General features: G+C 62.1%; 21 protein-coding genes. 3 read left to right on the top strand and 18 right to left on the bottom strand.

Going from position 1 to position 21818, the window contains the following annotated elements:
* The first annotated feature begins 108 nt into the window (after positions 1-108).
* Entirely contained in the window at positions 109-1041 is a 933-nt protein-coding gene (locus QWJ46_RS09100) for a dihydrodipicolinate synthase family protein (RefSeq protein ID WP_302750795.1), read from the top strand.
* A gap of 17 nt (positions 1042-1058) precedes the next feature.
* Here the strand turns inward: QWJ46_RS09100 and QWJ46_RS09095 are convergent, their stop codons facing one another.
* Positions 1059-1499: a GNAT family N-acetyltransferase gene (locus QWJ46_RS09095; RefSeq protein WP_302750793.1), complete on the bottom strand. Its 441-nt coding sequence runs from the start codon at positions 1497-1499 to the stop codon at positions 1059-1061.
* Positions 1500-1503: 4 nt separating this feature from the next.
* Positions 1504-2454 carry a GNAT family N-acetyltransferase gene (locus tag QWJ46_RS09090; RefSeq protein WP_184454802.1) on the bottom strand — a complete coding sequence of 317 codons (951 nt, stop codon included), beginning with the start codon at positions 2452-2454 and terminating at the stop codon, positions 1504-1506.
* 139 nt (positions 2455-2593) lie between these two features.
* On the opposite strand from QWJ46_RS09090, the gene QWJ46_RS09085 reads away from it, so the two are divergent.
* Together QWJ46_RS09085 and QWJ46_RS09080 are read left to right on the top strand one after the other, a co-directional pair.
* Positions 2594-3529: a tyrosine recombinase XerC gene (locus tag QWJ46_RS09085; RefSeq protein ID WP_302750791.1), complete on the top strand. Its 936-nt coding sequence runs from the start codon at positions 2594-2596 to the stop codon at positions 3527-3529.
* 178 nt (positions 3530-3707) lie between these two features.
* Positions 3708-4784, top strand: coding sequence for a TraB/GumN family protein (locus QWJ46_RS09080; protein WP_302750887.1), 1077 nt, complete (start codon positions 3708-3710; stop codon positions 4782-4784).
* Positions 4785-4795: 11 nt separating this feature from the next.
* Here the strand turns inward: QWJ46_RS09080 and QWJ46_RS09075 are convergent, their stop codons facing one another.
* The 16 genes from QWJ46_RS09075 to sdhA form a co-directional block, all read right to left on the bottom strand.
* A complete protein-coding gene (locus tag QWJ46_RS09075) occupies positions 4796-5296 on the bottom strand; it encodes a cytochrome b (RefSeq protein WP_302750789.1) in 501 nt (166 codons plus the stop codon).
* Between the two features lie 102 nt (positions 5297-5398).
* Positions 5399-6805 (bottom strand): dihydrolipoyl dehydrogenase, encoded by a 1407-nt coding sequence (gene lpdA / locus QWJ46_RS09070; protein ID WP_302750788.1) that lies wholly within the window; start codon positions 6803-6805, stop codon positions 5399-5401.
* Between the two features lie 26 nt (positions 6806-6831).
* Positions 6832-7080: a hypothetical protein gene (locus QWJ46_RS09065; protein WP_302750787.1), complete on the bottom strand. Its 249-nt coding sequence runs from the start codon at positions 7078-7080 to the stop codon at positions 6832-6834.
* Between the two features lie 23 nt (positions 7081-7103).
* Complete coding sequence (locus QWJ46_RS09060) at positions 7104-7856, bottom strand: SDR family oxidoreductase (RefSeq protein WP_302750786.1); 753 nt, start codon at positions 7854-7856, stop codon at positions 7104-7106.
* Complete coding sequence (locus QWJ46_RS09055) at positions 7853-8383, bottom strand: hypothetical protein (RefSeq protein ID WP_302750785.1); 531 nt, start codon at positions 8381-8383, stop codon at positions 7853-7855. Before QWJ46_RS09055 ends, QWJ46_RS09060 begins: the two co-directional genes overlap by 4 nt.
* Positions 8380-9129 (bottom strand): DUF4241 domain-containing protein, encoded by a 750-nt coding sequence (locus QWJ46_RS09050; RefSeq protein ID WP_302750783.1) that lies wholly within the window; start codon positions 9127-9129, stop codon positions 8380-8382. Before QWJ46_RS09050 ends, QWJ46_RS09055 begins: the two co-directional genes overlap by 4 nt.
* A gap of 12 nt (positions 9130-9141) precedes the next feature.
* Positions 9142-10395, bottom strand: coding sequence for a 2-oxoglutarate dehydrogenase complex dihydrolipoyllysine-residue succinyltransferase (odhB, locus tag QWJ46_RS09045; RefSeq protein WP_302750781.1), 1254 nt, complete (start codon positions 10393-10395; stop codon positions 9142-9144).
* A gap of 39 nt (positions 10396-10434) precedes the next feature.
* A complete protein-coding gene (locus QWJ46_RS09040) occupies positions 10435-10743 on the bottom strand; it encodes a YciI family protein (RefSeq protein ID WP_184454793.1) in 309 nt (102 codons plus the stop codon).
* A gap of 15 nt (positions 10744-10758) precedes the next feature.
* Positions 10759-13743, bottom strand: coding sequence for a 2-oxoglutarate dehydrogenase E1 component (locus tag QWJ46_RS09035; RefSeq protein ID WP_302750779.1), 2985 nt, complete (start codon positions 13741-13743; stop codon positions 10759-10761).
* Between the two features lie 168 nt (positions 13744-13911).
* Positions 13912-14814 (bottom strand): succinate--CoA ligase subunit alpha, encoded by a 903-nt coding sequence (gene sucD, locus QWJ46_RS09030; protein ID WP_302750778.1) that lies wholly within the window; start codon positions 14812-14814, stop codon positions 13912-13914.
* A gap of 19 nt (positions 14815-14833) precedes the next feature.
* Positions 14834-16027, bottom strand: coding sequence for an ADP-forming succinate--CoA ligase subunit beta (gene sucC, locus QWJ46_RS09025; protein WP_064805431.1), 1194 nt, complete (start codon positions 16025-16027; stop codon positions 14834-14836).
* Positions 16028-16061: 34 nt separating this feature from the next.
* Positions 16062-17024 (bottom strand): malate dehydrogenase, encoded by a 963-nt coding sequence (gene mdh, locus QWJ46_RS09020; protein ID WP_010034465.1) that lies wholly within the window; start codon positions 17022-17024, stop codon positions 16062-16064.
* A gap of 176 nt (positions 17025-17200) precedes the next feature.
* Positions 17201-18364: a cell division protein ZapE gene (gene zapE / locus QWJ46_RS09015; RefSeq protein ID WP_302750775.1), complete on the bottom strand. Its 1164-nt coding sequence runs from the start codon at positions 18362-18364 to the stop codon at positions 17201-17203.
* 63 nt (positions 18365-18427) lie between these two features.
* Complete coding sequence (locus QWJ46_RS09010; protein ID WP_184454790.1) at positions 18428-18943, bottom strand: protease inhibitor Inh/omp19 family protein; 516 nt, start codon at positions 18941-18943, stop codon at positions 18428-18430.
* A gap of 233 nt (positions 18944-19176) precedes the next feature.
* Positions 19177-19956 (bottom strand): succinate dehydrogenase iron-sulfur subunit, encoded by a 780-nt coding sequence (locus QWJ46_RS09005; RefSeq protein WP_302750772.1) that lies wholly within the window; start codon positions 19954-19956, stop codon positions 19177-19179.
* An 18-nt stretch (positions 19957-19974) separates the two neighbouring features.
* Positions 19975-21816, bottom strand: coding sequence for a succinate dehydrogenase flavoprotein subunit (sdhA, locus tag QWJ46_RS09000; RefSeq protein ID WP_184454789.1), 1842 nt, complete (start codon positions 21814-21816; stop codon positions 19975-19977).
* Between the last annotated feature and the right edge of the window lie 2 nt (positions 21817-21818).

The following is a 21818-nucleotide window of genomic DNA, read 5'->3' as shown; positions in this document are numbered from 1 at the left end:
AACGAAGACTCGCCAAGATGGACCGCGCCTTGACGAAAAGGTTGCGGGGCAAGCAATTGGCCGCCAAGATTGCCGAAAGATTTGTTCGACAGCTGAATCGGAGACTGAATGGCCAGACTGACCGAGAATGCCAAAGGCGTCTACGTTATTGCCGTAACTCCCTTTGCCGATGACGGCGCGCTCGATCTCGAAAGCATCGACAGCATGGTCGATTTCTATGAAGGCGCCGGCGTCACCGGCCTGACGGTGCTCGGCCAGCTCGGCGAGGCCCCGAAGCTGACTGCCGAGGAATCGCGGATCGTGGTCGAGCGTGTGCTGAAGCGCCTCGATGGGCGCCTGCCGGTGGTCGTCGGCGTGTCGGCGCCCGGACTTGCCCCGATGAGTGAGCTCGCCAAGGCCGTCATGGGCGAAGGTGCCGCCGGCGTCATGGTTGCGCCGCCCTGGACCATCAGGACCGACGATCAGGTCTTCGCCTTCTACCAGTCGGTTGGTGAAACCCTGGGTGATACGCCCTTCGTGCTGCAGGACTACCCGCTCACCACCAATGTGACGATCGCACCCGCGGTCATCGAGCGCATCGTCAGGGACGTGCCCAATTGCGTCATGCTCAAACACGAGGATTGGCCGGGCCTGTCGAAAATCACCGCGCTTCGCGCAGCCAGCGACAAGGGCGGCATGCGGCGCATCTCCATCCTCTGCGGCAATGGCGGGCTTTTCCTGCCGGAGGAGATGGGCCGCGGCGCCGATGGCGCCATGACCGGCTTCTGTTATCCCGAGATGATGATCGGCGTCGTCGACGCCTATAGGGCCGGCAATGCCGAGCGCGCCCACGAAATCTTCGATGCCTATCTGCCGCTCGCCCGCTATGAACAGCAACAGGGCATCGGCCTTGCCTGCCGCAAATACGTGCTGGCCAAGCGCGGCGTCATCAAGTCCCCCGCCTTGCGCAAGCCGGGGCCTAGACTTTCGGCGCTCGACATTGCCGATGTCGAGCGGCTTTTGGCCCGCCAGGCCGTCCGCCTCCAGGAGATCGGCGCATGATGGTGTGCGATCTCGCCTCAACCGCGCAGATCGAGAACATGGGTATAGCCATCCTGGTCAAGGGGACGAAACTCGAGCGACTCCCAAAATTTCGCCGCACCGTCGTTTCCCGCATGGACGGTGACACAACGGCAGAAGCGTCGCGCGTGATCCACAAGCGCCAGAGCAAGCATCCGGCCGACGCCGCGACCGCGCATCGCGGGGCGAACGTAGAAACGCCGCATCCGCAACGCTTCCGGCATGGCGGGTTCGATGGTCATGCCACCAACACCAACGAGTGCTTGGCCTACAAAGGCGCCGAGCAGCCTTTCGCCGTCACGCGCGAAGCGGATGTCGCCTGCTGCCCACTCATCGATAAGCCGGCCGATATGGAGATGGCCTTCCTGCCGGGCGTCGTGCGCAAGTCCCATCATCGCCTCCGGCAAACGATCACGGAAGATGCGAATGTCGATCGTCACGGTTCTAGACGGCCAGAACCGACATCTCGCGCGGCATCGCCGCAGCCGGCCCGGCGACCGGCACGAAGGTCGCGTCCCCATCGCGGGCCATGTCGTGGACCGTATGTTTCTCCAGCGCCTTCGTCACCTCGTTGACATCGCCATCGAGATGTTCGGCGGGAATGAGACTGCCGATCACGAAATCGAAACGGTCGCCGCGCTTGTTCAAGAGTTCGTGGAAAACCGTCATGTCGCGCAGCTCCGTCGACCACTTCGCCAGCCAATAAAAAAGGCCGGAATTGCGGGCCGTCATGTGGACCGGAAGAATCGGCAGATTGTATTTGCGCGCCAGCCCAACCGCCGACGTTTTCCATGGGCGCTCATTGAGCCGGCCATTGGCCCAATAGGCGATGCGGCCCGATGGAAAGAGCACGGTGGCCTTGCCTTCCCGCACGGCGTGGTTCGTCAATTGCAGCGTCTCGCGCGCCTTGAGCTTGCTCTTGTGCTCCTCCCGCCATTCGACGGGGATGACCATTTCAGCAAAACGCGGATTGACGCGGATCGCATCGCGATTGGCAAAGAACATCATATCGGGCCGGCGCGTTTTCAGCAGGTCGAATACGGCGACCCCATCGGCAATGCCTGTGGGGTGATTGCTGACGAGGATGAAGCCGCCGCTCTCAGGAATGCGTTCGCCGTTGGCGACGCCGATGTCGAGCTTCAACACGTCGCTCAGATATTCGAACGACTGGAAACCCGGCATGTTGGCAACCGCATTGGCGAATTCGATCGCCTTGTTGTAGCGCAGAAGCGTGTAGAGGAACGGTCGCATGATCGGCCAAAGTGGATGTTTCACGATCCTTTGGCCGCGTTCGGCAATCAGCGTATCGACGATGTGACCGGGCTTTCCCTGCGAAACAAGAGCGATCGCTTCCGCGAGTTGTCCGAAAGCCGTCATGGAATCGCGCCGTGCCATGAAAGATCCTGTCTATGGGCTGTAAGCTATCGCAGTACAATATGATCGAAGGATGACAAAGGCTTGGCCGGCATTAGCAATTCCATAACCGTTCCTGCTTCAAATTGGCGGACTTAAAGGCAAATTCAAGGCCAGCAACGTGAATGAACTGCTTGTAATCGCCGACCCGCGCCTGATGGCGGAACGCGCTGCGTGGCTCGAAAACCTCGCTAGTGAACGCCGTCTTTCCGAGCATACGCTCGATGCCTATGAGCGCGACACCCGCCAGTTTCTGACCTTCCTGACCGTTCATCTCGCCGGCCCGGCAACGCTCGGCGATATCAGGGAATTGCGCCCCGCCGATTTCCGCGCCTTCCTGGCTGCTCGGCGCAGGCAAGGCTCCGGCGCCCGTTCGCTCGGCCGCAATCTCGCCGGCCTTCGTTCGCTTTTGCGCCACCTGGAAAAGAAGGGCCTGGTCAATGCCGCCGGCGCCGGCGCGATCCGTTCGCCGAAACAGCCGAAGTCGCTCCCCAAACCGCTGTCGGACACGCAGGCGATCACCATCGTCAGCGATCAAGCCCAATTGCATGACGAACCCTGGATCGCCGCGCGCGATGCGGCTGTCATGACCCTGCTCTACGGCTGCGGCCTGCGCATTTCCGAAGCGCTGGATCTCGTTCCCGCCGACCTGCAAAAGGGCTCGACGACGTTGCGCATCACCGGCAAGGGCAACAAGACACGGTTGGTGCCGCTTTTGCCCGTCGTTTTCGACGCGGTCGAGAAATACCACGCGCTCTGCCCATATGATCTCGAAAGCGGTGAGCCGCTGTTTCGCGGCGCCCGCGGCGGCAAGCTGCAGGCAGCGATCATCCAGCGGTCCATGCAGAAGCTGCGCGGCGCCTTCGGCCTGCCGGAGACGGCAACGCCGCATGCGCTCCGCCACTCTTTCGCCACCCATCTGCTCGCCGGCGGCGGCGATCTGCGCACCATCCAGGAACTGCTCGGCCACGCCAGCCTTTCGACAACACAGGTCTATACCGGCGTCGATGCATCGCGGTTGCTTGAGGTGTATGATCGAGCCCATCCGCGCGCTTGATGGATGTCGTCCAAAACGCGCAGCGCTTGTGACGACGGCATCCCATATTGTCGACAAGCTCAGCGCCCATGAATCCGCCTGAAGCAATGTGCTAAGTTTTCGTTAACGCAATCTCTTAAAGGATTATGCGCAAGCCGAGCGTAGAGCAGAAGCGATAGGGCATGTGGGGAACACCATGATGACGACTTCGATCAACCGCCGGGTTTTTTTCCTCGCAGCACCGGGCAATCTGCTGCTCTGGCTGATTGCAGCCTTCCACATGCTGCTTGTTGCGGCTCTGTTTGTCGCCCTCCTCGCCGCAAGGCCGGCGGCGGCCGAAGACACAGCCTGCACCGGCCGCAATCTCATAGTCGACTTGCAGCAGAGCGACCCCGCCCGATATGCTGAGGCGGTCAAGGAAGCCGAGGCAACGCCGAACGGCAAGGGCATCTTCTGGAAGATCGAAAAGCCCGGACTTGCCCCCTCATGGCTGCTTGGCAGCATGCATGTGACCGATCCCCGCGTGCTTGCCCTGCCGCCGCGCGCCCAGGCGGCCCACGACGCAGCCAAGACGATCATCATCGAATCCGACGAGATCCTCGATGAGCGCAAGGCGACCGCCGCCCTGCTCGCACGGCCGGAACTGACGATGTTCACCGACGGCACGACGATCGATAAGCTGCTCTCTGCCGAGGACTACAAGCGCCTGGAAGCCGGCCTCAAGCAGCGCGGCATCCCGCTCAGCGCCGTCTCCCGCATGCGGCCATGGATGATCTCCAGCGCCGTCGCCCTTCCGGTCTGCGAACTCGCCCGCAAGGCCAGAGGTGTGCAGTTTCTCGACCAGAAAATCGCCACCGACGCCGTTGCCGAAGGCAAGGAGGTCAAGGGGCTGGAAACCCTTGCGGAGCAGATCCAGGCCATGGCCGATCTGCCGGTCGAATTCCATATGAAGTCGCTGATCGAGACGCTGGAACTCGGAGCCAAGATGAATGATGTCGTCGAAACGATGACCGATCTCTACCTCTCCGGCGATATCGGCATGACCATGCCGATGCTGAAGACAGTGACACCGGAGAACGAAGGCGAAAGCAGCGACTATGCCACCTTCGAACAGCGGGTCATCCTCGATCGAAACAGGGTGATGGCGGAACGCGCCGCCCCCATTCTCGACGGCGGCAACGTCTTCATGGCCGTCGGCGCCCTGCATCTGCCCGGCAAGGACGGCGTCATCGAATTACTGCGCAAGCAGGGCTTCACCGTCACCGCCGTGAACTGAACTCGTTTTCGTCAGCCGAGGGTCATGCGGCGCAGCACATTGCTTTTCCAATAGAACTGATGGACGAGCGCGCCTGCGACGTGGGCAGCGATCAGCCCCCAAAGAATGACCTTCAAGACATCCGCGTGAACGAAGCCGGCGGGATTGATGCCGAAATAGTAAGCGGCGATGCCGGAAAGCGGCAGCGCGAAGAGCAGGATATAAAGCCCGGCATGGGCGAACTTTGCCCCGAGACGAAAGATCGCCGGCTCCTGCGAAACCTCGGGCGGCACACCCTGCATAAAACGCAGGCAGAGCCTGAGCACGGCAAGCAGCAGAATGGCGATGCCGACATAGGCATGAATATTCGCCGAGGCAATCTGCTCGGGCGTCGGCACCTCGCCCCTGCGAACGAGATGGTGCCAGATATTCATCCCGTCGGGAAACAGCAGATTGAAGAAGATCAGCAACGCCACCGCCCAGTGGAGGAAACGTTGGCTGAGACTGTAACTCAGGATGGACGGCTGCTGCATTCCTGATCTCCCCCGGATGCTCGAACTCTGCGATATGAGACAACTAAAACAGCCGCTTGCCTCTCGGCAAGCGGCTGCGCGCTTCATTACGAAGATGTAAGATTACATATGGATCGGCTTGAAGAAGGTCGCGAGTGCAGCCTCCTTGACCGCTTCGGACATCGTCGGATGTGCATGACAGGTCCGGCCGAGATCTTCCGACGAGCCGCCGAATTCCATCAGCACGGCGATCTCGTGGATCATCTCGCCGGCGCCGAAGCCGACGATATGGCCGCCGAGCACGCGGTCGGTCTCCTTGTCCGCGAGGATCTTGACGAAGCCGTCGGTCGCCAGCATCGCGCGGGCGCGGCCGTTTGCGGTGAACGGGAACTTGCCGACCTTGTAGGCAATGCCCGCCACCTTCAGCTCTTCCTCGGTCTTGCCGACCGAAGCGATCTCCGGCTGGGTATAAACGACGCTCGGAATGACCTCATAATTGACGTGGCCATGCTGACCGGCGAGGATTTCGGCGAGCGCCACACCCTCGTCTTCCGCCTTGTGCGCCAGCATCGGACCCTTCACCACGTCGCCGATCGCATAGATGCCGGCGACATTAGTCTTGAAGTGGCCGTCGATCTCGACGCGGCCGCGATTGTCGAGGGCCACGCCTGCCTCTTCCAGGCCGAGGCCTGCGGTGTAGGGCTTGCGGCCGGTGGCGATCAGCACGACTTCGGCGTCGAGCGTCACCGCGTCGCCGCCCTTGACCGGCTCGAACGTGACCTTGGCGCCCTTGCCGCCCTTCTCGACGCCGGTGACCTTGGCGCTGAGGTTGAAATCGATGCCCTGCTTGGCGAGCATGCGCTGGAACTGCTTGGAGACCTCGCCGTCCATGCCGCCGAGGATGGTGTCGAGATATTCGACGACGGTCACCTTGGCGCCGAGACGCGACCAGACCGAGCCGAGTTCGAGGCCGATGACGCCGCCGCCGACGACGATCAGCGTTTCCGGCACCTTTTCCAACGCAATGCCGCCTGTCGACGAGATGATGGTCTTTTCATCGATTTCGACCTGCACGCCGGGAATGCCGGCGACGTCGGAGCCGGTGGCGATGACGATGTTCCTGCCCTCGATCTCCTGCACCGAGCCGTCCTCGGCGATGACGGAAACCTTGCCGGCCGAAACGATCTTGCCGGTACCCTGGAAAGCGTCGATCTTGTTCTTTTTGAACAGGAAGGCGACGCCGTCGACATTCGACTTCACCGTCGCATCCTTATGAGCCATCATATTGCCGAGGTTGAGCGTCGGCGCCGGCACGTCGATGCCAAGCGCGCTTAATCCGTGGCCGGCCTGATGGAACATTTCGGAAGCATGCAGCAGCGCCTTCGACGGAATGCAGCCGACGTTCAGGCAGGTGCCGCCATAGGTCGCGCGCTTTTCGACGACGGCGACCTTGAGGCCGAGCTGGGCTGCCTTGACGGCGCAGACGTAGCCGCCCGGGCCGGTTCCGATAATGATCACATCATAAGACATTGCTTCTTTCCCTTTGAATTTTTCGTTTAGTCGGCTGCGCGCGATAGCGCCAGGCGGAAGCCGAAGGCGACGAGTGCCGCTCCGGTAATGCGGTTGAACCATTTGCCGCTGGCAATGAAGCGGTCACGGATCGTCTTGACCGTGATGAAATAGGAGACGCCGGCAAACCAGCCCATGCCGAGGCGGGTCATGATGGCGGCGAAATCGGCGCCCGACACGACGAGGAAGATCGAGAAGACGGCCATCAAGGCGAGGAATTCGAGAATATACTGCATGCTGTTTTTTTTGCCCCGTCCTTCTAGCGGCCGCCGCTCACATTGAGGATCGCGCCCGTGACATAGGAGGCGGAAGGAGAAAGAAGATAGAGGATAGCGTCCGCCACCTCCTCGGCGGTGCCTGGACGCTGCATCGGGACCGACGGCGCCATTTCGCGCGCCCGGTCCGGCAGTCCGCCCGAAGCATGCAGATCGGTTTCGATGATGCCGGGTCTGACGGCATTCACACGAATACCCTCCGCGGCGACCTCACGCGCGAGCCCGATGGTGAAGGTATCGATCGCCGCCTTCGAGGCCGCATAATCGACATACTGCGTCGCCGAGCCGAGGATTGCCGCCATCGACGAAACGTTGACGATCGCCCCGCCCCGCCCACTGTAACGGCTCGACATGCGGCGAACGGCCTCTCCCGCGCACAGAATGGAGCCGGTCACATTGACGCGCAGCATCCTTTCGATCCGCTCGATCGCCATCTCGTCGACCCTCCGGGGATAATCGACAATGCCGGCATTGTTGACCAGCCCGTCGAGCCGGCCGAAATGGCGATCGACCGCGGCAAACATCGCGACGATATCGGCAGCCGTGCCGACATCGCCCTGGATCGCCACGGCCTCGCCGCCGGCCTCAGTGATCGCCGCAACGACAGCCTCCGCCGCCTGTCGGCTGGAGGCGTAATTCACGGCGACGCGCCAGCCCTGGCGCGCGGCGAGCCGGCAGACCGCGGCGCCAATACCTCGGCTTCCGCCGGTTACGAGAACAACAGGTGCATCACTCATGTCGCACACTCCTTGAAAGTCAGCACATCCCATGGCGCCACCGAAGCCTTGCCCTCGCCCCAGGCGCTCGATTCACGAATGGCGGGACCAAGGCCGGGAAGCACGATCTTTTCGGCCGCCGCCGCACCCTCCGGCTGTAGATTGTCCATCTCGCCCTTGGCATTCATACTGTAGACGGCGCCCTGCCAGATGGTGCATGCATCGAGGTCGGCGCCGGTCGCGTCTCCCTCCGGGCAGTTGAACATCAGGATGCCGATCGCCCGCACCGGATCTTCCAATGGCATCACGTAGCCTTCCATGACGACGGATGTCTTGAGCGCATTGACCTTGAACTGGTTGCTGGCGGCCGCCGAGGGAGAATTCAGCGGCGTAAAACGCAGTTCATAGGCGCCGTCACGATCGACGTAGACGGCCTGCTCTTGTTTGCAGTCGGCGGCGAACGCAACAACCGGAATGGCGAAAACCGCGGCAGCTGCAATCGCAGCCGCACCTCTCCGTCCTGCCATGATCCCGATCGTCCCGCTCATTGCACCTTCGGCTCTCGCCGTCCGTCGGCATTCTCGATCACACCAAAATCCGTCAACAGCACCAATGGACGGCCGTCCTTGTCGAGGCCCCAGAAGACAGGATAGACACCGTCGCCCCAGCCACTCCAGAACACGGCGACATTACCCTTCTTGCCGGCAATCGGCCGGTGCAGCGCATAGTGGTTCTTGTTGGCATCGAGCTCCGAAGCCAGCACGTCGTCGTAATAATTGATGTCGGCATCCGGCTTCTGCGCCTGGACCTGCGCTTGCCGCTCGTCGATCCGCGCCAGCGTATCGGCATCCATATAGCAGCCGAGACCGGCATCGACGGGATAGCCGAAGATCTCATCGTCCTTCAGTGTCGCCGGATCTTGGCCGGGCACGACCGCCAGTTCCCAGTGATCGGGCTTGCCCTCGGCAAACCGCACGCCGGCCGCCGCGATGCGACCTGAGGCTTGGTAAAGGGCGACCGGGTATTCCCCGGGCGCAACCGTTCTTGTCAATGCCGGGCGATCTGGCTGGGCGAGCGGATCGGCGGCGACGATGCGGCCAGAGGTCAGCTCGACATTGCCCATGTGGATCACGCTGATCAATCTCGCGGCAAGTTCCCCATCGCTGAGCGCCACCAGCTCGAAATTGCTGCTGGCCTTGCCGACATCCCAGCCGGCAGCCGACGCGGAGACCGGGGCATGCGCGGCGGCAGCGCAAAGAAGAAGGCGCGCCGCTCGCATCATCCGGTTCCGCATCGAAATGCTCCCTTAGAGATCGAGAACCAGACGTTCCGGATCTTCGAGGCTTTCCTTGACGCGCACGAGGAAAGTGACCGCTTCCTTGCCGTCGACGATGCGGTGATCGTAGGACAACGCCAGATACATCATCGGACGGATGACCACCTGGCCGCCGATCGCAACCGGCCGCTCCTGGATCTTGTGCATGCCGAGAATGCCGGACTGCGGCGCGTTGAGGATCGGCGAAGACATCAGCGAACCGTAGACACCGCCATTGGTGATGGTGAAGGTGCCGCCCTGCATATCGGCCATGGAGAGCGAGCCGTCACGGGCTGCCTTGGCAAGACGGCCGAGCTCCTTCTCGACTTCGGCGATCGACATCTGGTCAGCGTCGCGGATGACAGGAACGACGAGGCCCTTGTCGGTGCCGACGGCCATGCCGACATGGCAGTAGTTCTTGTAGATGACGTCGGTGCCGTCGATTTCGGCATTGACAGCCGGCAGTTCCTTCAGGGCATGCGTCACCGCCTTGGTGAAGAAGCCCATGAAGCCGAGCTTGACGCCGTGTTTCTTCTCGAAAATGTCCTTGTACTTGTTGCGCAGGTCCATGACCGCCTTCATGTCCACCTCGTTATAGGTGGTCAGCATGGCGGCGGTGTTCTGCGCGTCCTTGAGGCGCTTGGCGATCGTCTGGCGCAGGCGCGTCATCTTCACGCGCTCTTCGCGCGAGGCATCCTCTACCGTCGACGGGCCGCGCGCGGCGGCTGGAGCGGCGGGTGCCGCGGCGGGGGTGGAAATGCCCTTGGCGACGGCGGCGATGACATCGCCCTTCAGCACCTGGCCGCGTTTGCCGCTGCCGTCGACCTGATCGGCGGAAAGATTGCTTTCAGCCAGCATCTTCGCAGCCGCTGGTGCCGGCGGCATGGTGGAGACGGAAGCGCTCGACGACGATGCAGCGGCAGCAGCAGCCGGCTGGGCCGCGGCAGCCGGGGCCGGCTGAGCGGGAGCGGCGGCCGGTGCGGCAGCAGCCGGGGCGGCAGCACCGGCACCTTCGGCGATCTGGCCGAGCAGCGCACCGAGACCGACGGTCTCGCCGGCGGCGGCGACGATTTCCGACAGCGTGCCGGAGACGGGCGCGGGAACTTCGATGGTCACCTTATCGGTTTCAAGCTCCAGAATCGGCTCGTCGGCCTTGATGGCGTCGCCGACCTTCTTGAACCAGGTGCCGACGGTTGCCTCGCTGACGGATTCACCGAGAGTTGGAACGCGGATTTCTGTGGCCATTGTTCAAATCCTGATTTCGTGTGTTTTCGTTTATGCGTTTCAGACGGCGGGCGGCCGCAAAATGATCGAGGGCATCGGCAGAATATCGAAACGGAAACCGAGACCGGAAGCGATGATCGGATCGCCGTCGGCAAGAGCTTGCGCCGCCGGCTGATCCTCCACTTCGACGACTGCCATGCCGAAGGCGCCTTGACCCTCGAACACGGGACCGACAACAATTGCCGATCCCGCAAGGGCCTGCCGATGCCAATATTCGACATGGCGTTTCATCGCCGCCATTTCTTCCCCCGTGCCGTCATGCGGAAAAGTGGGGCGCGGCGGCAGCAGTCTCAAAAAGAAATAAGCCATTGCGCCCCCCTTTATTTAGCCGCCCAATGCATCCTCGAGGAATGCGGCGAGCTGCGACAGATGCTTGGACATCAGGCCCGTCGCCGGCGAGGCGGCGGCCGGGCGGCCGGTATAACGGACGCGCTGGTACTTCGCGTCGATATGGGCAAGCACCCACTCGAGGAACGGGTCGATGAACGACCATGCGCCCATGTTCTTCGGCTCTTCCTGGCACCAGACCATCTCGGCATTGCGGAAGCGCGACAGTTCGTTGATGAGCGCCTTTGCCGGGAACGGATAGAGCTGCTCGACGCGCAGGAGATAGATGTCGTCGATGCCGCGCTTTTCACGCTCTTCCAGAAGGTCGTAATAGACCTTGCCGGAGCACATGACGACACGGCGGACCTTGTTGTCCTTCTGCAGCTTGATCGGGCCGTCCTTGATCACCTCGGCATCGTCCCACAGCAGGCGATGGAAGGCCGATTCGCCGGCGAGTTCCGCAAGAGTCGAAACGGCCCGCTTGTGACGCAGCAGCGACTTCGGCGTCATCAGGATCAGCGGCTTACGGAAGTCGCGCTTCAGCTGCCGGCGCAGGATGTGGAAGTAGTTCGCCGGCGTCGTGACATTGGCGACCTGCATGTTGTCTTCCGCGCAGAGCTGCAGGAAGCGTTCCAGGCGAGCCGAGGAGTGCTCCGGACCCTGGCCTTCATAGCCGTGCGGCAGCAGGCAGACGAGGCCGGACATGCGCAGCCACTTGCGTTCTCCCGACGAGATGAACTGGTCGAAGACCACCTGCGCGCCGTTGGCGAAATCGCCGAACTGCGCCTCCCAGAGCGTCAGCGCATTCGGGCGGGCGAGCGAGTAGCCGTATTCGAAGCCGAGCACGGCCTCTTCCGAAAGCATCGAGTTGATGACTTCGTAGCGGGCCTGCGTCGGCGAAAGATTGGCGAGCGGAATGTAGCGTTCTTCGGTCTCCTGATCGTAGAGAACCGAATGGCGCTGCGAGAAGGTGCCGCGTTCGCAATCCTGACCGGACAGGCGGATCTTGTGGCCTTCGAGGCAGAGCGCGCCGAAAGCGAGCGCTTCGGCCATCGCCCAGTCGAGGCCCTCGCCGGTCGCGATCATGTTCGCCCGGTTTTCCATGAAACGCTGGATCGTGCGGTGCGCATTGAAGCCCGCCGGGATCTCCGAGAGCTTGCGGCCGATCTCCTTCAGCGTCTTCATCGGCACCGCGGTCTTGCCGCGGCGCTGTTCGTCGGCATTGTCGGCCGTGCGCAGGCCCGACCACTCGCCGTCCAGCCAGTCGGCTTTGTTCGGCTTGTAGTGTTGGCCGGCGTCGAACTCCTGCTCGAGATGCGCGCGCCAGTCGGCCTTCATCTTCTCGACTTCGCCTTCGGTGAGCAGGCCCTCGGCGACAAGGCGCGCCGCATAGAGCTGCAGCACGGTCTTGTGACCGCGAATGACCTTGTACATCTTCGGCTGCGTAAAGGACGGTTCGTCGCCTTCATTATGGCCGTAGCGGCGATAGCAGAACATGTCGAGCACCACAGGCTTGTGGAACTTCATGCGGAATTCGGTCGCGATCTTGGCTGCGTAGACGACCGCTTCCGGATCGTCGCCGTTGACGTGCAGGATCGGCGCTTCGATCATCTTGGCGACGTCGGACGGATAGGGCGACGAGCGCGAAAAGGCCGGATTGGTCGTGAAGCCGATCTGGTTATTGATGATGACGTGCATGGTGCCGGCAACACGGTGGCCGCGCAGACCGGAAAGACCGAGGATTTCGGCAATGACGCCTTGGCCGGCGAAGGCCGCATCGCCGTGGATCAGCAGCGGCAGAACCTTGGAGCGTTCGGAAAGCGGGATGATGTCGCCTTCCCACACCGTAGCGCTCATGTCCTGCTTGGCGCGCGCCTTGCCCATGACGACGGGATCGACGATTTCGAGATGCGACGGGTTTGCCGTCAGCGACACGTGTACCTTGTTGCCGTCGAATTCGCGGTCGGAGGATGCACCGAGATGGTACTTGACGTCACCCGAGCCTTCGACTTCATCGGGTGCGTAGGAGCCGCCCTTGAATTCGTGAAAGATGGCGCGGTGCGGCTTGCCCATGACCTGGGAGAGCACGTTTAGGCGGCCGCGATGGGCCATGCCGAACACGGCTTCCTTCAGACCGAGATGACCGCCACGCTTCAGGATCTGCTCCAGCGCTGGGATCAGCGATTCGCCGCCGTCGAGGCCGAAGCGCTTGGTGCCCTTGAACTTGACGTCAAGGAACTGCTCGTAGCCTTCAGCTTCGACGAGCTTGGCAAGGATCGCCTTCTTGCCTTCGGGGGAGAAGGCCACGCCCTTGTCAGGACCTTCGATGCGCTCCTGGATCCAGGCCTTCTCTTCCGGGTTGGAGATATGCATGAATTCGACGCCGAGCGTCGAGCAGTAGGTGCGTTCGAGGATTTCGATCATCTCGCGGATGGTCGCGTATTCCAGGCCGAGCACGTTGTCGATGAAGATCTTGCGGTCGTAATCGGCTGATGTGAAGCCGTAATTTTCCGGTGACAGTTCGCGATAGTCGTCGACGGCGGCGGCGATGCCGAGCGGGTCGAGCTTGGCATGCAGGTGGCCGCGCATGCGGTAGGCGCGGATCATCATGATGGCGCGCACGGAATCCCGCGTTGCCTGCAGCACGTCGGTGCTGTCGGCAGGCTTGCCCTCGGCTGCGGCCTTGGCCTTCACCTTCGTCTCGATCACCTTCTCGACGATGCCCCAGTCGCCGTCGAGCGCCGATACCAGATCGCCGCCGGCTGCCAGAGGCCAGTTCTTCCTGCGCCAGGAAGCTCCCTTGGCCGCCTTTTTCACATCGGCAGGATCGTCTTCCAGCGCCTTGAAGAAGGCGCGCCATTGATCGTCGACCGACGCCGGATCCTCTTCGTAGCGCGCATAGAGCTGCTCGATATAGGCCGCGTTGGCGCCATCCAGAAACGAGGTGATCTGAAACTGCTCGTTGGCTTCTTGCCGTGCCATGGTGATATGCGGACGCTTCGGTCCGCCTCCTGACTTTGATGAATTTGCCGGATCGATCGCCGGCTGCCGCATTCCGATCGCCGCCTGTCCGCGGCGCATCTGCTGCTCTCGTATGCGAGCCGGGCGGAAGGCGCAGATGCCGTTCCTCCGCCCGGTCTATAGGTGGCTTCAGCCCTTCAGGACTTCCACCAGCGTCTTGCCGAGGCGGGCCGGAGACGGAGACACCTTGATGCCAGCCGATTCCATCGCCGCGATCTTCGATTCAGCATCGCCCTTGCCGCCGGATACCACGGCGCCGGCATGGCCCATGGTGCGGCCCTTCGGCGCCGTGCGGCCGGCGATGAAGCCGGCCATCGGCTTCTTGCGGCCCTTCTTGGCTTCGTCCTTCAGGAACTGAGCCGCGTCTTCTTCAGCCGAGCCGCCGATTTCGCCGATCATGATGATCGAGGTCGTGGCTTCGTCGGCGAGGAACATCTCGAGCACGTCGATGAACTCGGTGCCCTTGACCGGATCGCCGCCGATGCCGACGGCCGTCGTCTGGCCGAGACCTTCGTTGGAGGTCTGGAAGACGGCTTCATAGGTCAGCGTGCCCGAGCGGGACACGATGCCGACCGAACCCTTGCGGAAGATCGAGCCCGGCATGATGCCGATCTTACATTCTTCCGGCGTCAGGATGCCCGGGCAGTTCGGCCCAAGCAGGCGCGACTTGGAGCGGTCGAGGCGAGCCTTCACGCGCACCATGTCCATGACCGGAATGCCTTCGGTGATGCAGGTGATGAACGGTATCTCGGCGTCGATCGCTTCGATGATAGCATCGGCAGCGCCCGCCGGCGGAACATAGATGACGGTCGCATCGGCGCCGGTCTTTTCCCTGCCCTCGGCAACGGTCGCGAAGATCGGCAGGCTTTCGCCCTTTGCGCCGGTCCAGGTTTCACCACCCTTCTTCGGGTGGATGCCGCCGACCATCTGGGTGCCGTAATAAGCGAGCGCCTGTTCGGTGTGGAACGTGCCGGTCTTGCCGGTCAGACCCTGAACAAGGACCTTGGTGTCTTTATTGACGAGAATAGACATTCTTTCCGATCCCTCAAAATTAGCCGTTGATCGCCGCGACGATCTTCTTGGCCGCATCGTCCAAGTCGTCAGCCGCCGTGATCGCGAGACCCGACTCGTTCAGGATCTTCTTGCCGAGCTCGACATTGGTGCCTTCAAGGCGCACGACGAGCGGAACCTTGAGACCGACTTCCTTGACCGCGGCAATGACGCCTTCAGCGATGACGTCGCACTTCATGATGCCGCCGAAGATGTTGACGAGAATGCCCTCGACCTTCGGGTCTGCGGTGATGATCTTGAACGCCGCAGCGACCTTCTCCTTGCCGGCGCCGCCGCCGACGTCGCAGAAGTTGGCCGGCTCCTTGCCGTACAGCTTGATGATGTCCATCGTCGCCATGGCGAGGCCCGCGCCGTTGACCATGCAGCCGATATTGCCGTCGAGCGCAACATAGGCGAGGTCCCACTTGGAAGCCTCGATTTCCTTGGCGTCTTCTTCGGTCTCGTCGCGCAGCGCCCTGACGTCGTCGTGACGGAAGAGCGCGTTGCCGTCGAACGACATCTTGGCGTCGAGGACGCGCAGATGGCCATTCTTCATGACGATCAGCGGATTGATTTCGAGAAGAGACATATCCTTCTCGTTGAAGGCCTTGTAGAGCAGCGGGAAGAGCGACTTGGCGTCTTCTGCGGCAGCGCCTTCGAGCTTGAGAGCGGCGGAGATCTTGGCGACGTCGGCAGCCGTCACGCCGGCTTCCGGATCGATGGCGATGGTCTGGATCTTCTCGGGCGTATCGTGGGCAACGGCTTCGATGTCCATGCCGCCTTCGGTGGAGACGACGAAGGCGACCTTACCGACCGAGCGGTCGACCAGCAGCGAGCAGTAGAGTTCGCGTTCGATGTCGGCGCCGTCTTCGATATAAAGGCGATTGACCTGCTTGCCGGCTACGCCGGTCTGCGCAGTCACCAGCGTGTTGCCGAGCATCTCCTTGACGTTGGCAACGACGTCTTCGATCGACTTGGCGAGACGTACGCCGCCCTTGGCTTCCGGCGACAGTTCCTTGAACTTGCCCTTGCCGCGGCCGCCCGCATGGATCTGGCTCTTGACCACGTAAAGCGGGCCGGGAAGCGACTTGGCAGCCGCCTCGGCCTCTTCAACCTTGAGAATTGCCACACCCTCGGCAACCGGTGCGCCATAGCCCTTCAGCAGAGCCTTGGCCTGATATTCATGAATGTTCATGGGTCTATCCCTGTTTCGATTACTTCAGCGCCGATTACTTCAGGGCAGGCGCGATGTTGATGCAGGCTTCGCAAAGACCGGCGACGGCGCCGACCGACTTGTCGAAGGCTTCCTTCTCGGTCTTGTTGAGGTCGATCTCGATGACGCGCTCAACGCCGCCGGCGCCGATGACGGTGGGAACGCCGACATACATGTCCTTGACACCGTACTGGCCGGTCAGATGGGCCGCGCAAGGCAGGACGCGCTTCTTGTCCTTGAGGTAGGATTCGGCCATTTCGATCGCCGAGGCAGCCGGCGCATAATAGGCCGAACCGGTCTTCAGCAGGCCGACGATCTCGGCGCCGCCGTCACGGGTGCGCTGGATGATCTCTTCGAGGCGCTCCTTGGTGACCCAGCCCATGGTGACGAGGTCGGTGAGCGGAATGCCGCCGACGGTGGAGTAGCGGGCGAGCGGCACCATCGTATCGCCGTGGCCGCCGAGCACGAAGGCCGTCACGTCCTGAACGGAGACGTTGAATTCCTTGGCGAGAAAGAGACGGAAGCGCGAAGAGTCGAGAACACCGGCCATGCCGACGACCTTGTTGGCCGGAAGGCCCGAGAACTTCTGCAGCGCCCAGACCATGGCATCGAGCGGGTTGGTGATGCAGATCACGAAGGCGTTCGGGGCATATTTCTTGATGCCGGCGCCGACCTGCTCCATGACCTTGAGGTTGATGCCGAGAAGGTCGTCGCGGCTCATGCCCGGCTTGCGCGGGACGCCGGCGGTGACGATGCAGACGTCGGCGCCTTCGATCGCCGAATAGTCGCTGGCGCCGGTCAGATTGGCGTCGAAGCCTTCGACCGGAGAGGACTGTGCGATGTCGAGGCCCTTACCCTGGGGGATGCCGTCGGCGATGTCGAAGAGGACGATGTCGCCCAACTCCTTCAGGCCGGCGAGATGCGCCAGCGTGCCACCAATCATGCCAGAACCAATGAGTGCGATCTTGTTACGCGCCATTTCGCTGTTTCCTTTGCGATCAAATTCGTCGAACGACGCTTGAAGGCACCGCCCAATGCCGCACTCGCATAGACCCAAAGGCTAAAAATGGCAATCCATTAATTTTGATGCAGCATTTTCAATCGTTTAGATACAAAATCTCTTACGTAAACGTAAGAGATTTTGCCACTGCAGTGTTACTCTGCGGCGCGTTTCTCATGGTGCAGCGCAAGATATTCCGCGCTCCGCATCTCGAACAGGCGCGAGGCCGTGCGATCGAATTCAAAGCCCTCGGTGCCCCGGCGATGGACGAGCAGGTTCTCCGGCAACGCCGCCGCGGATATGTAAAGCCGCACGGCATGATCGTAGAGCGTATCGACCAAAATGATGAAACGCTTGATCTGGTTCCGCTTTTCCGGCCCGAGCAAGGGAACGTGATCGAGGAAGATTGTATCGAAGCGTTCGGCGATAGCCAGGAAATCGGCGGCCCCGAGCGGCTTGTCGCAGAGATCGGCGAAAGAGAAGCGCGCCATCCGGTCGGCGGCAAGCGGCACGTGGATGGAGCGCCCCTTCATCGGAATATCGAGCGGCTGCGCCTTGCGCCCATGCAGCGCCTGCGTCCAGGACGCCTCCATCGCCATGTCGTTATGTTCGCTGATCGGCACGAGATAGACCGGTTGGCTATTCAGCTTCTCCATCCGGTAGTCGGTCGGCGAATCCAGCGTGACGACATCGACATGCTGCTTGAGCAGAGCGAGGAAGGGCAGGAACAGGCCGCGATTGAGCCCATCCTTGTAGAGATTGTCCGGTTCGACGTTCGAGGTCGCGACCAGCACGCATCCCCGCGCGAAGAGTTCGGAAAACAGCCGCGATAGGATCATCGCGTCGGCAATGTCGGTGACGGTGAATTCATCGAAGCAGAGCAGTTCCGCTTCCTCGTAAAGGGTTGCGGCGACCGGCGGCATCGGATCGGCCTGCTTCGTCTCGCCGTTCTTGAGCTTCAGCCGGTGTGCCGCGATACGGTTGTGCACATCCGCCATGAATTCATGGAAATGCGCCCTGCGCTTCTTCCTGCACGGCGCCATGGCAAAGAACATGTCCATCAGCATGGTCTTACCGCGTCCGACGCTGCCGTGAATGTAAAGCCCCTTAATGCCGTCGGCGGCTTTCTTCTTCTTGGCAAACAACCAACCCAGCGCGCTCGCTTTGGCCGCCGGCCGCAGTTGCTTCAGCCCGGCAAGCACCCGATCCAGGCTTTTGGCCACCTCCATCTGGGCGGAATCGACCTGCAATGCACCGGCAAGCGTCAGCGATTTAAGCTGTTCGCAAACGCTGAGCGTATAATCTGGCATTGGCTGCATGAGGGCACGTCCGCCTGTCAGTCATCAGCGGCGCGCCGCCGGATCGTTTACCGCGCAGCTGGTTTACCGGCTGAGGCTGATCTGCTGACCGGTATTCGTCTGGCCCTGGAAGCGATTGTCGGCTGTCTTGTAGACGCTGCCGATCTGGTTGCCCGAACGATCCTTGAGCAGCACCTGCTTGCCCGCGACCTCCCAGGAGCCCATCGCCGTCAGCTCGCCGACGCAACCGCGCGTGCCGCCACGCGACCCGCTGCCGAGATTGGTGAGCGTCAGGAACATATCGCAGCTGCCGTTGACGCGCCAGCTTCCGACCATCGATTCCTTGGTGACGTCGAGCGCATTCGCAGCCATGGCGCCGGACTGTGCCCCGGGCAACGGCGCCGTCGCCGTCGGCGCGGCCGGAAACTGCGAGCTGCCGGTCGGCGGCGGAAGCTGACCGCCCTGCACGGAGGGGACAGGCTGCGCCGTCAACGGCGCCGGTCCGGCGTTCGAGTTGGAGCTATAATCATATGCCGTACGCTGACAACCGGCTAGCGCGAGAGCCACCACCAGACCTGTCATCGCATATCGCAACTGCATCATCATACTCCTGAATTCGGCTATCGCCGCAAAGAACGGGCGTGAGACAAGTTCGATTATCGTAATTCGCTTTGGTTAATCAAGTCGGGTTGCAGAAATTGCCTGCGACAACACCTAACCGAAAAACGATACAGTTCAATTGCCCTGCTGCAAAACTTCCTGCACATGAATTTTGTCAGGAAGGTGTTGCGCGCCGTATCTCCGCCCGACTCCCTGGTGAACTCCCGCAGTGATCAGACCCGGCGCTCGACCATCATCTTCTTGATTTCAGCGATCGCCTTGGCTGGGTTGAGGCCCTTCGGGCAGGTCTGCGCGCAATTCATGATCGTATGGCAGCGGTAGAGGCGGAACGGGTCCTCGAGATTGTCGAGACGTTCGCCGGTCGCCTCGTCTCTGGAGTCGATCAGCCAGCGATAGGCCTGCAGCAGAACGGCTGGACCGAGATAGCGGTCGCCGTTCCACCAGTAGCTCGGACAGGAGGTCGAGCAACAGGCGCAAAGGATGCATTCATAAAGACCGTCGAGCTTCTGCCGGTCCTCATGGCTCTGCTTCCATTCCTTGGCCGGCGTCGGCGAAACCGTCTTCAGCCAGGGCTCGATTGAGCGATGCTGGGCGTAGAAATTGCTGAGATCGGGCACCAGATCCTTGACGACCGGCAGATGCGGCAGCGGATAGATCTTCACCGCGCCCGTGATATCGTCGAGGCCCTTGGTGCAGGCAAGCGTGTTGGTGCCGTCGATGTTCATCGCGCAGGAACCGCAGATGCCTTCGCGACAGGAACGGCGCAGCGTCAGCGTCGGATCGATCTTGTTCTTGATGTAGAGCAAGCCGTCGAGCACCATCGGACCGCAATCGTCGACATCGATGTAGAATGTGTCGACCGACGGATTCTGGCCGTCATCCGGGCTCCAGCGGTAGACGCGAAATTCGCGCGTGTTGGTCGCACCGGCCGGCTTCGGCCAGACCTTGCCTTCGCGCATCTGGGAGTTTTTGGGGAGAGCGAGTTCAACCATGCCAGGTTCCTCTTGAGATCAGTAGACGCGCGCCTTCGGCTCGATCTTGTGCGGATCGATGCCTTCAGCGATCAGCTCGGTGTGAACAGGCCGGTAGTCGAGTTTCACCTCGCCTGCCTCGCTCACCCAGGCGAGCGTATGCTTGCGCCAGTTGACGTCGTCGCGGCCGGCGAATGCACCTTCGGTATAATCCTCGCGAGCGTGCGAACCGCGGCTCTCCTTGCGGGCCTCGGCGCCGTAGATCGTCGTGATGGCGTTTGCCATCAGGTTCTGCAGCTCGAGCGTTTCCACGAGATCGGAGTTCCAGACCATCGATCGGTCGGTGACCTTGATGTCCTTCATTTCGCCCCAGATCGCCGAAATACGCCGGCAGCCGGATTCCAGCGATTCCTGCGTGCGGAAGACGGCGGCGTCTTCCTGCATGGCGCGCTGCATCTTCTCGCGCAGCACAGCCGTCGGCGTGCCGCCGCTGGCGTGACGCAGACCGTCGAAGCGGTCCATGATCTTGTCGCAGGCAGCGACGTTGAGATGCGGGATCGGCGCTGCGCGGTCGATCACCTCGCCGGCGCGGATCGCAGCGGCGCGGCCGAAGACCACGAGGTCGATCAGCGAGTTGGAGCCGAGGCGGTTGGCGCCGTGCACCGAGGCGCAGCCGGCTTCACCCACAGCCATCAGGCCAGGGATGATCCGCTCCGGATTGGCGCCATCGGCGTTCAGCACTTCGCCCCAATAATTGGTGGGAATGCCGCCCATATTGTAATGCACGGTCGGCAGAACCGGGATCGGTTCGCGCGTGACGTCGACGCCGGCGAAGATCTTGGCGCTCTCGGAAATCCCCGGCAGCCGCTCATGCAGAACGGCCGGATCGAGATGGTCGAGATGCAGGAAGATGTGGTCCTTGTTCTTGCCGACGCCACGGCCTTCGCGGATCTCCAGCGTCATGCAGCGCGAAACGACGTCGCGCGAGGCAAGATCCTTGGCCGAAGGCGCATAACGCTCCATGAAGCGCTCACCCTCGGAGTTGACGAGGTAACCGCCTTCGCCGCGCGCGCCTTCGGTGATCAGACAGCCCGAACCGTAGATGCCGGTCGGGTGGAACTGCACGAATTCCATGTCCTGAAGCGGCAGGCCGGCGCGTGCCACCATGCCGCCGCCATCGCCGGTGCAGGTATGGGCAGACGTTGCCGAGAAATAGGCGCGGCCGTAGCCGCCGGTCGCCAGCACCACCATCTTGGCGGCGAAGCGATGGATCGTACCGTCATCGAGGCACCAGGCGACGACGCCGGTGCAGCGGCTGCCGTCTTCCGACATGATCAGATCGAGCGCGAAATATTCGATGAAGAATTCGGCATTGTTGCGCAGCGACTGGCCGTAGAGCGTATGCAGGATGGCGTGGCCGGTGCGGTCGGCGACGGCGCAGGTGCGCTGCACCGGCGGGCCTTCGCCGTAATTCTGCATGTGGCCGCCGAACGGGCGCTGGTAGATCTTGCCTTCCTCGTTCCGCGAGAACGGCACGCCGTAATGCTCGAGCTCATAGACCGCCTTCGGCGCTTCCATGGTGAGATACTGCATGGCGTCGACGTCGCCGAGCCAGTCGGAACCCTTGACGGTGTCGTAGAGATGCCACTGCCAGCTGTCCGGCGTCATGTTGCGCAGCGAGGCGGCGATGCCGCCCTGCGCCGCAACCGTATGCGAGCGGGTCGGGAACACCTTGGTGATGCAGGCGGTGCGGAAACCCTGCTCGGCCATGCCGAGCGTCGCGCGCAAACCCGCGCCGCCGGCGCCGACGACGATCACGTCATAGGAGTGGTCGACATATTTGTAGGCCTTGCCATTCTGGGCGGGTGAAGTCGGTGCCATGT

This window comes from Rhizobium sp. CBN3, from assembly GCF_030518245.1.
GTDB classification, from domain to species: Bacteria; Pseudomonadota; Alphaproteobacteria; order Rhizobiales; family Rhizobiaceae; genus Rhizobium; species Rhizobium aethiopicum_A.
The sequence above is the reverse complement of the archived record's forward strand: the minus strand, read 5'-3'. Positions and strand labels throughout refer to the sequence as shown.

Bases quoted from the DNA above. Each gene is read 5' to 3' on its own strand.
- sdhA (WP_184454789.1), bottom strand. From the start codon at position 21,816: ATGGCACCGACTTCACCCGCCCAGAATGGCAAGGCCTACAAATATGTC.
- QWJ46_RS09035 (WP_302750779.1), bottom strand. From the start codon at position 13,743: ATGGCACGGCAAGAAGCCAACGAGCAGTTTCAGATCACCTCGTTTCTG.
- QWJ46_RS09010 (WP_184454790.1), bottom strand. From the start codon at position 18,943: ATGCAGTTGCGATATGCGATGACAGGTCTGGTGGTGGCTCTCGCGCTA.
- QWJ46_RS09060 (WP_302750786.1), bottom strand. From the start codon at position 7,856: ATGAGTGATGCACCTGTTGTTCTCGTAACCGGCGGAAGCCGAGGTATT.
- QWJ46_RS09100 (WP_302750795.1), top strand. From the start codon at position 109: ATGGCCAGACTGACCGAGAATGCCAAAGGCGTCTACGTTATTGCCGTA.
- sucC (WP_064805431.1), bottom strand. From the start codon at position 16,027: ATGAACATTCATGAATATCAGGCCAAGGCTCTGCTGAAGGGCTATGGC.
- QWJ46_RS09065 (WP_302750787.1), bottom strand. From the start codon at position 7,080: ATGCAGTATATTCTCGAATTCCTCGCCTTGATGGCCGTCTTCTCGATC.
- QWJ46_RS09040 (WP_184454793.1), bottom strand. From the start codon at position 10,743: ATGGCTTATTTCTTTTTGAGACTGCTGCCGCCGCGCCCCACTTTTCCG.
- odhB (WP_302750781.1), bottom strand. From the start codon at position 10,395: ATGGCCACAGAAATCCGCGTTCCAACTCTCGGTGAATCCGTCAGCGAG.
- QWJ46_RS09050 (WP_302750783.1), bottom strand. From the start codon at position 9,129: ATGCGGAACCGGATGATGCGAGCGGCGCGCCTTCTTCTTTGCGCTGCC.
- lpdA (WP_302750788.1), bottom strand. From the start codon at position 6,805: ATGTCTTATGATGTGATCATTATCGGAACCGGCCCGGGCGGCTACGTC.
- QWJ46_RS09090 (WP_184454802.1), bottom strand. From the start codon at position 2,454: ATGGCACGGCGCGATTCCATGACGGCTTTCGGACAACTCGCGGAAGCG.
- sucD (WP_302750778.1), bottom strand. From the start codon at position 14,814: ATGTCTATTCTCGTCAATAAAGACACCAAGGTCCTTGTTCAGGGTCTG.
- mdh (WP_010034465.1), bottom strand. From the start codon at position 17,024: ATGGCGCGTAACAAGATCGCACTCATTGGTTCTGGCATGATTGGTGGC.
- QWJ46_RS09005 (WP_302750772.1), bottom strand. From the start codon at position 19,956: ATGGTTGAACTCGCTCTCCCCAAAAACTCCCAGATGCGCGAAGGCAAG.
- QWJ46_RS09075 (WP_302750789.1), bottom strand. From the start codon at position 5,296: ATGCAGCAGCCGTCCATCCTGAGTTACAGTCTCAGCCAACGTTTCCTC.
- QWJ46_RS09055 (WP_302750785.1), bottom strand. From the start codon at position 8,383: ATGAGCGGGACGATCGGGATCATGGCAGGACGGAGAGGTGCGGCTGCG.
- zapE (WP_302750775.1), bottom strand. From the start codon at position 18,364: ATGCAGCCAATGCCAGATTATACGCTCAGCGTTTGCGAACAGCTTAAA.
- QWJ46_RS09080 (WP_302750887.1), top strand. From the start codon at position 3,708: ATGACGACTTCGATCAACCGCCGGGTTTTTTTCCTCGCAGCACCGGGC.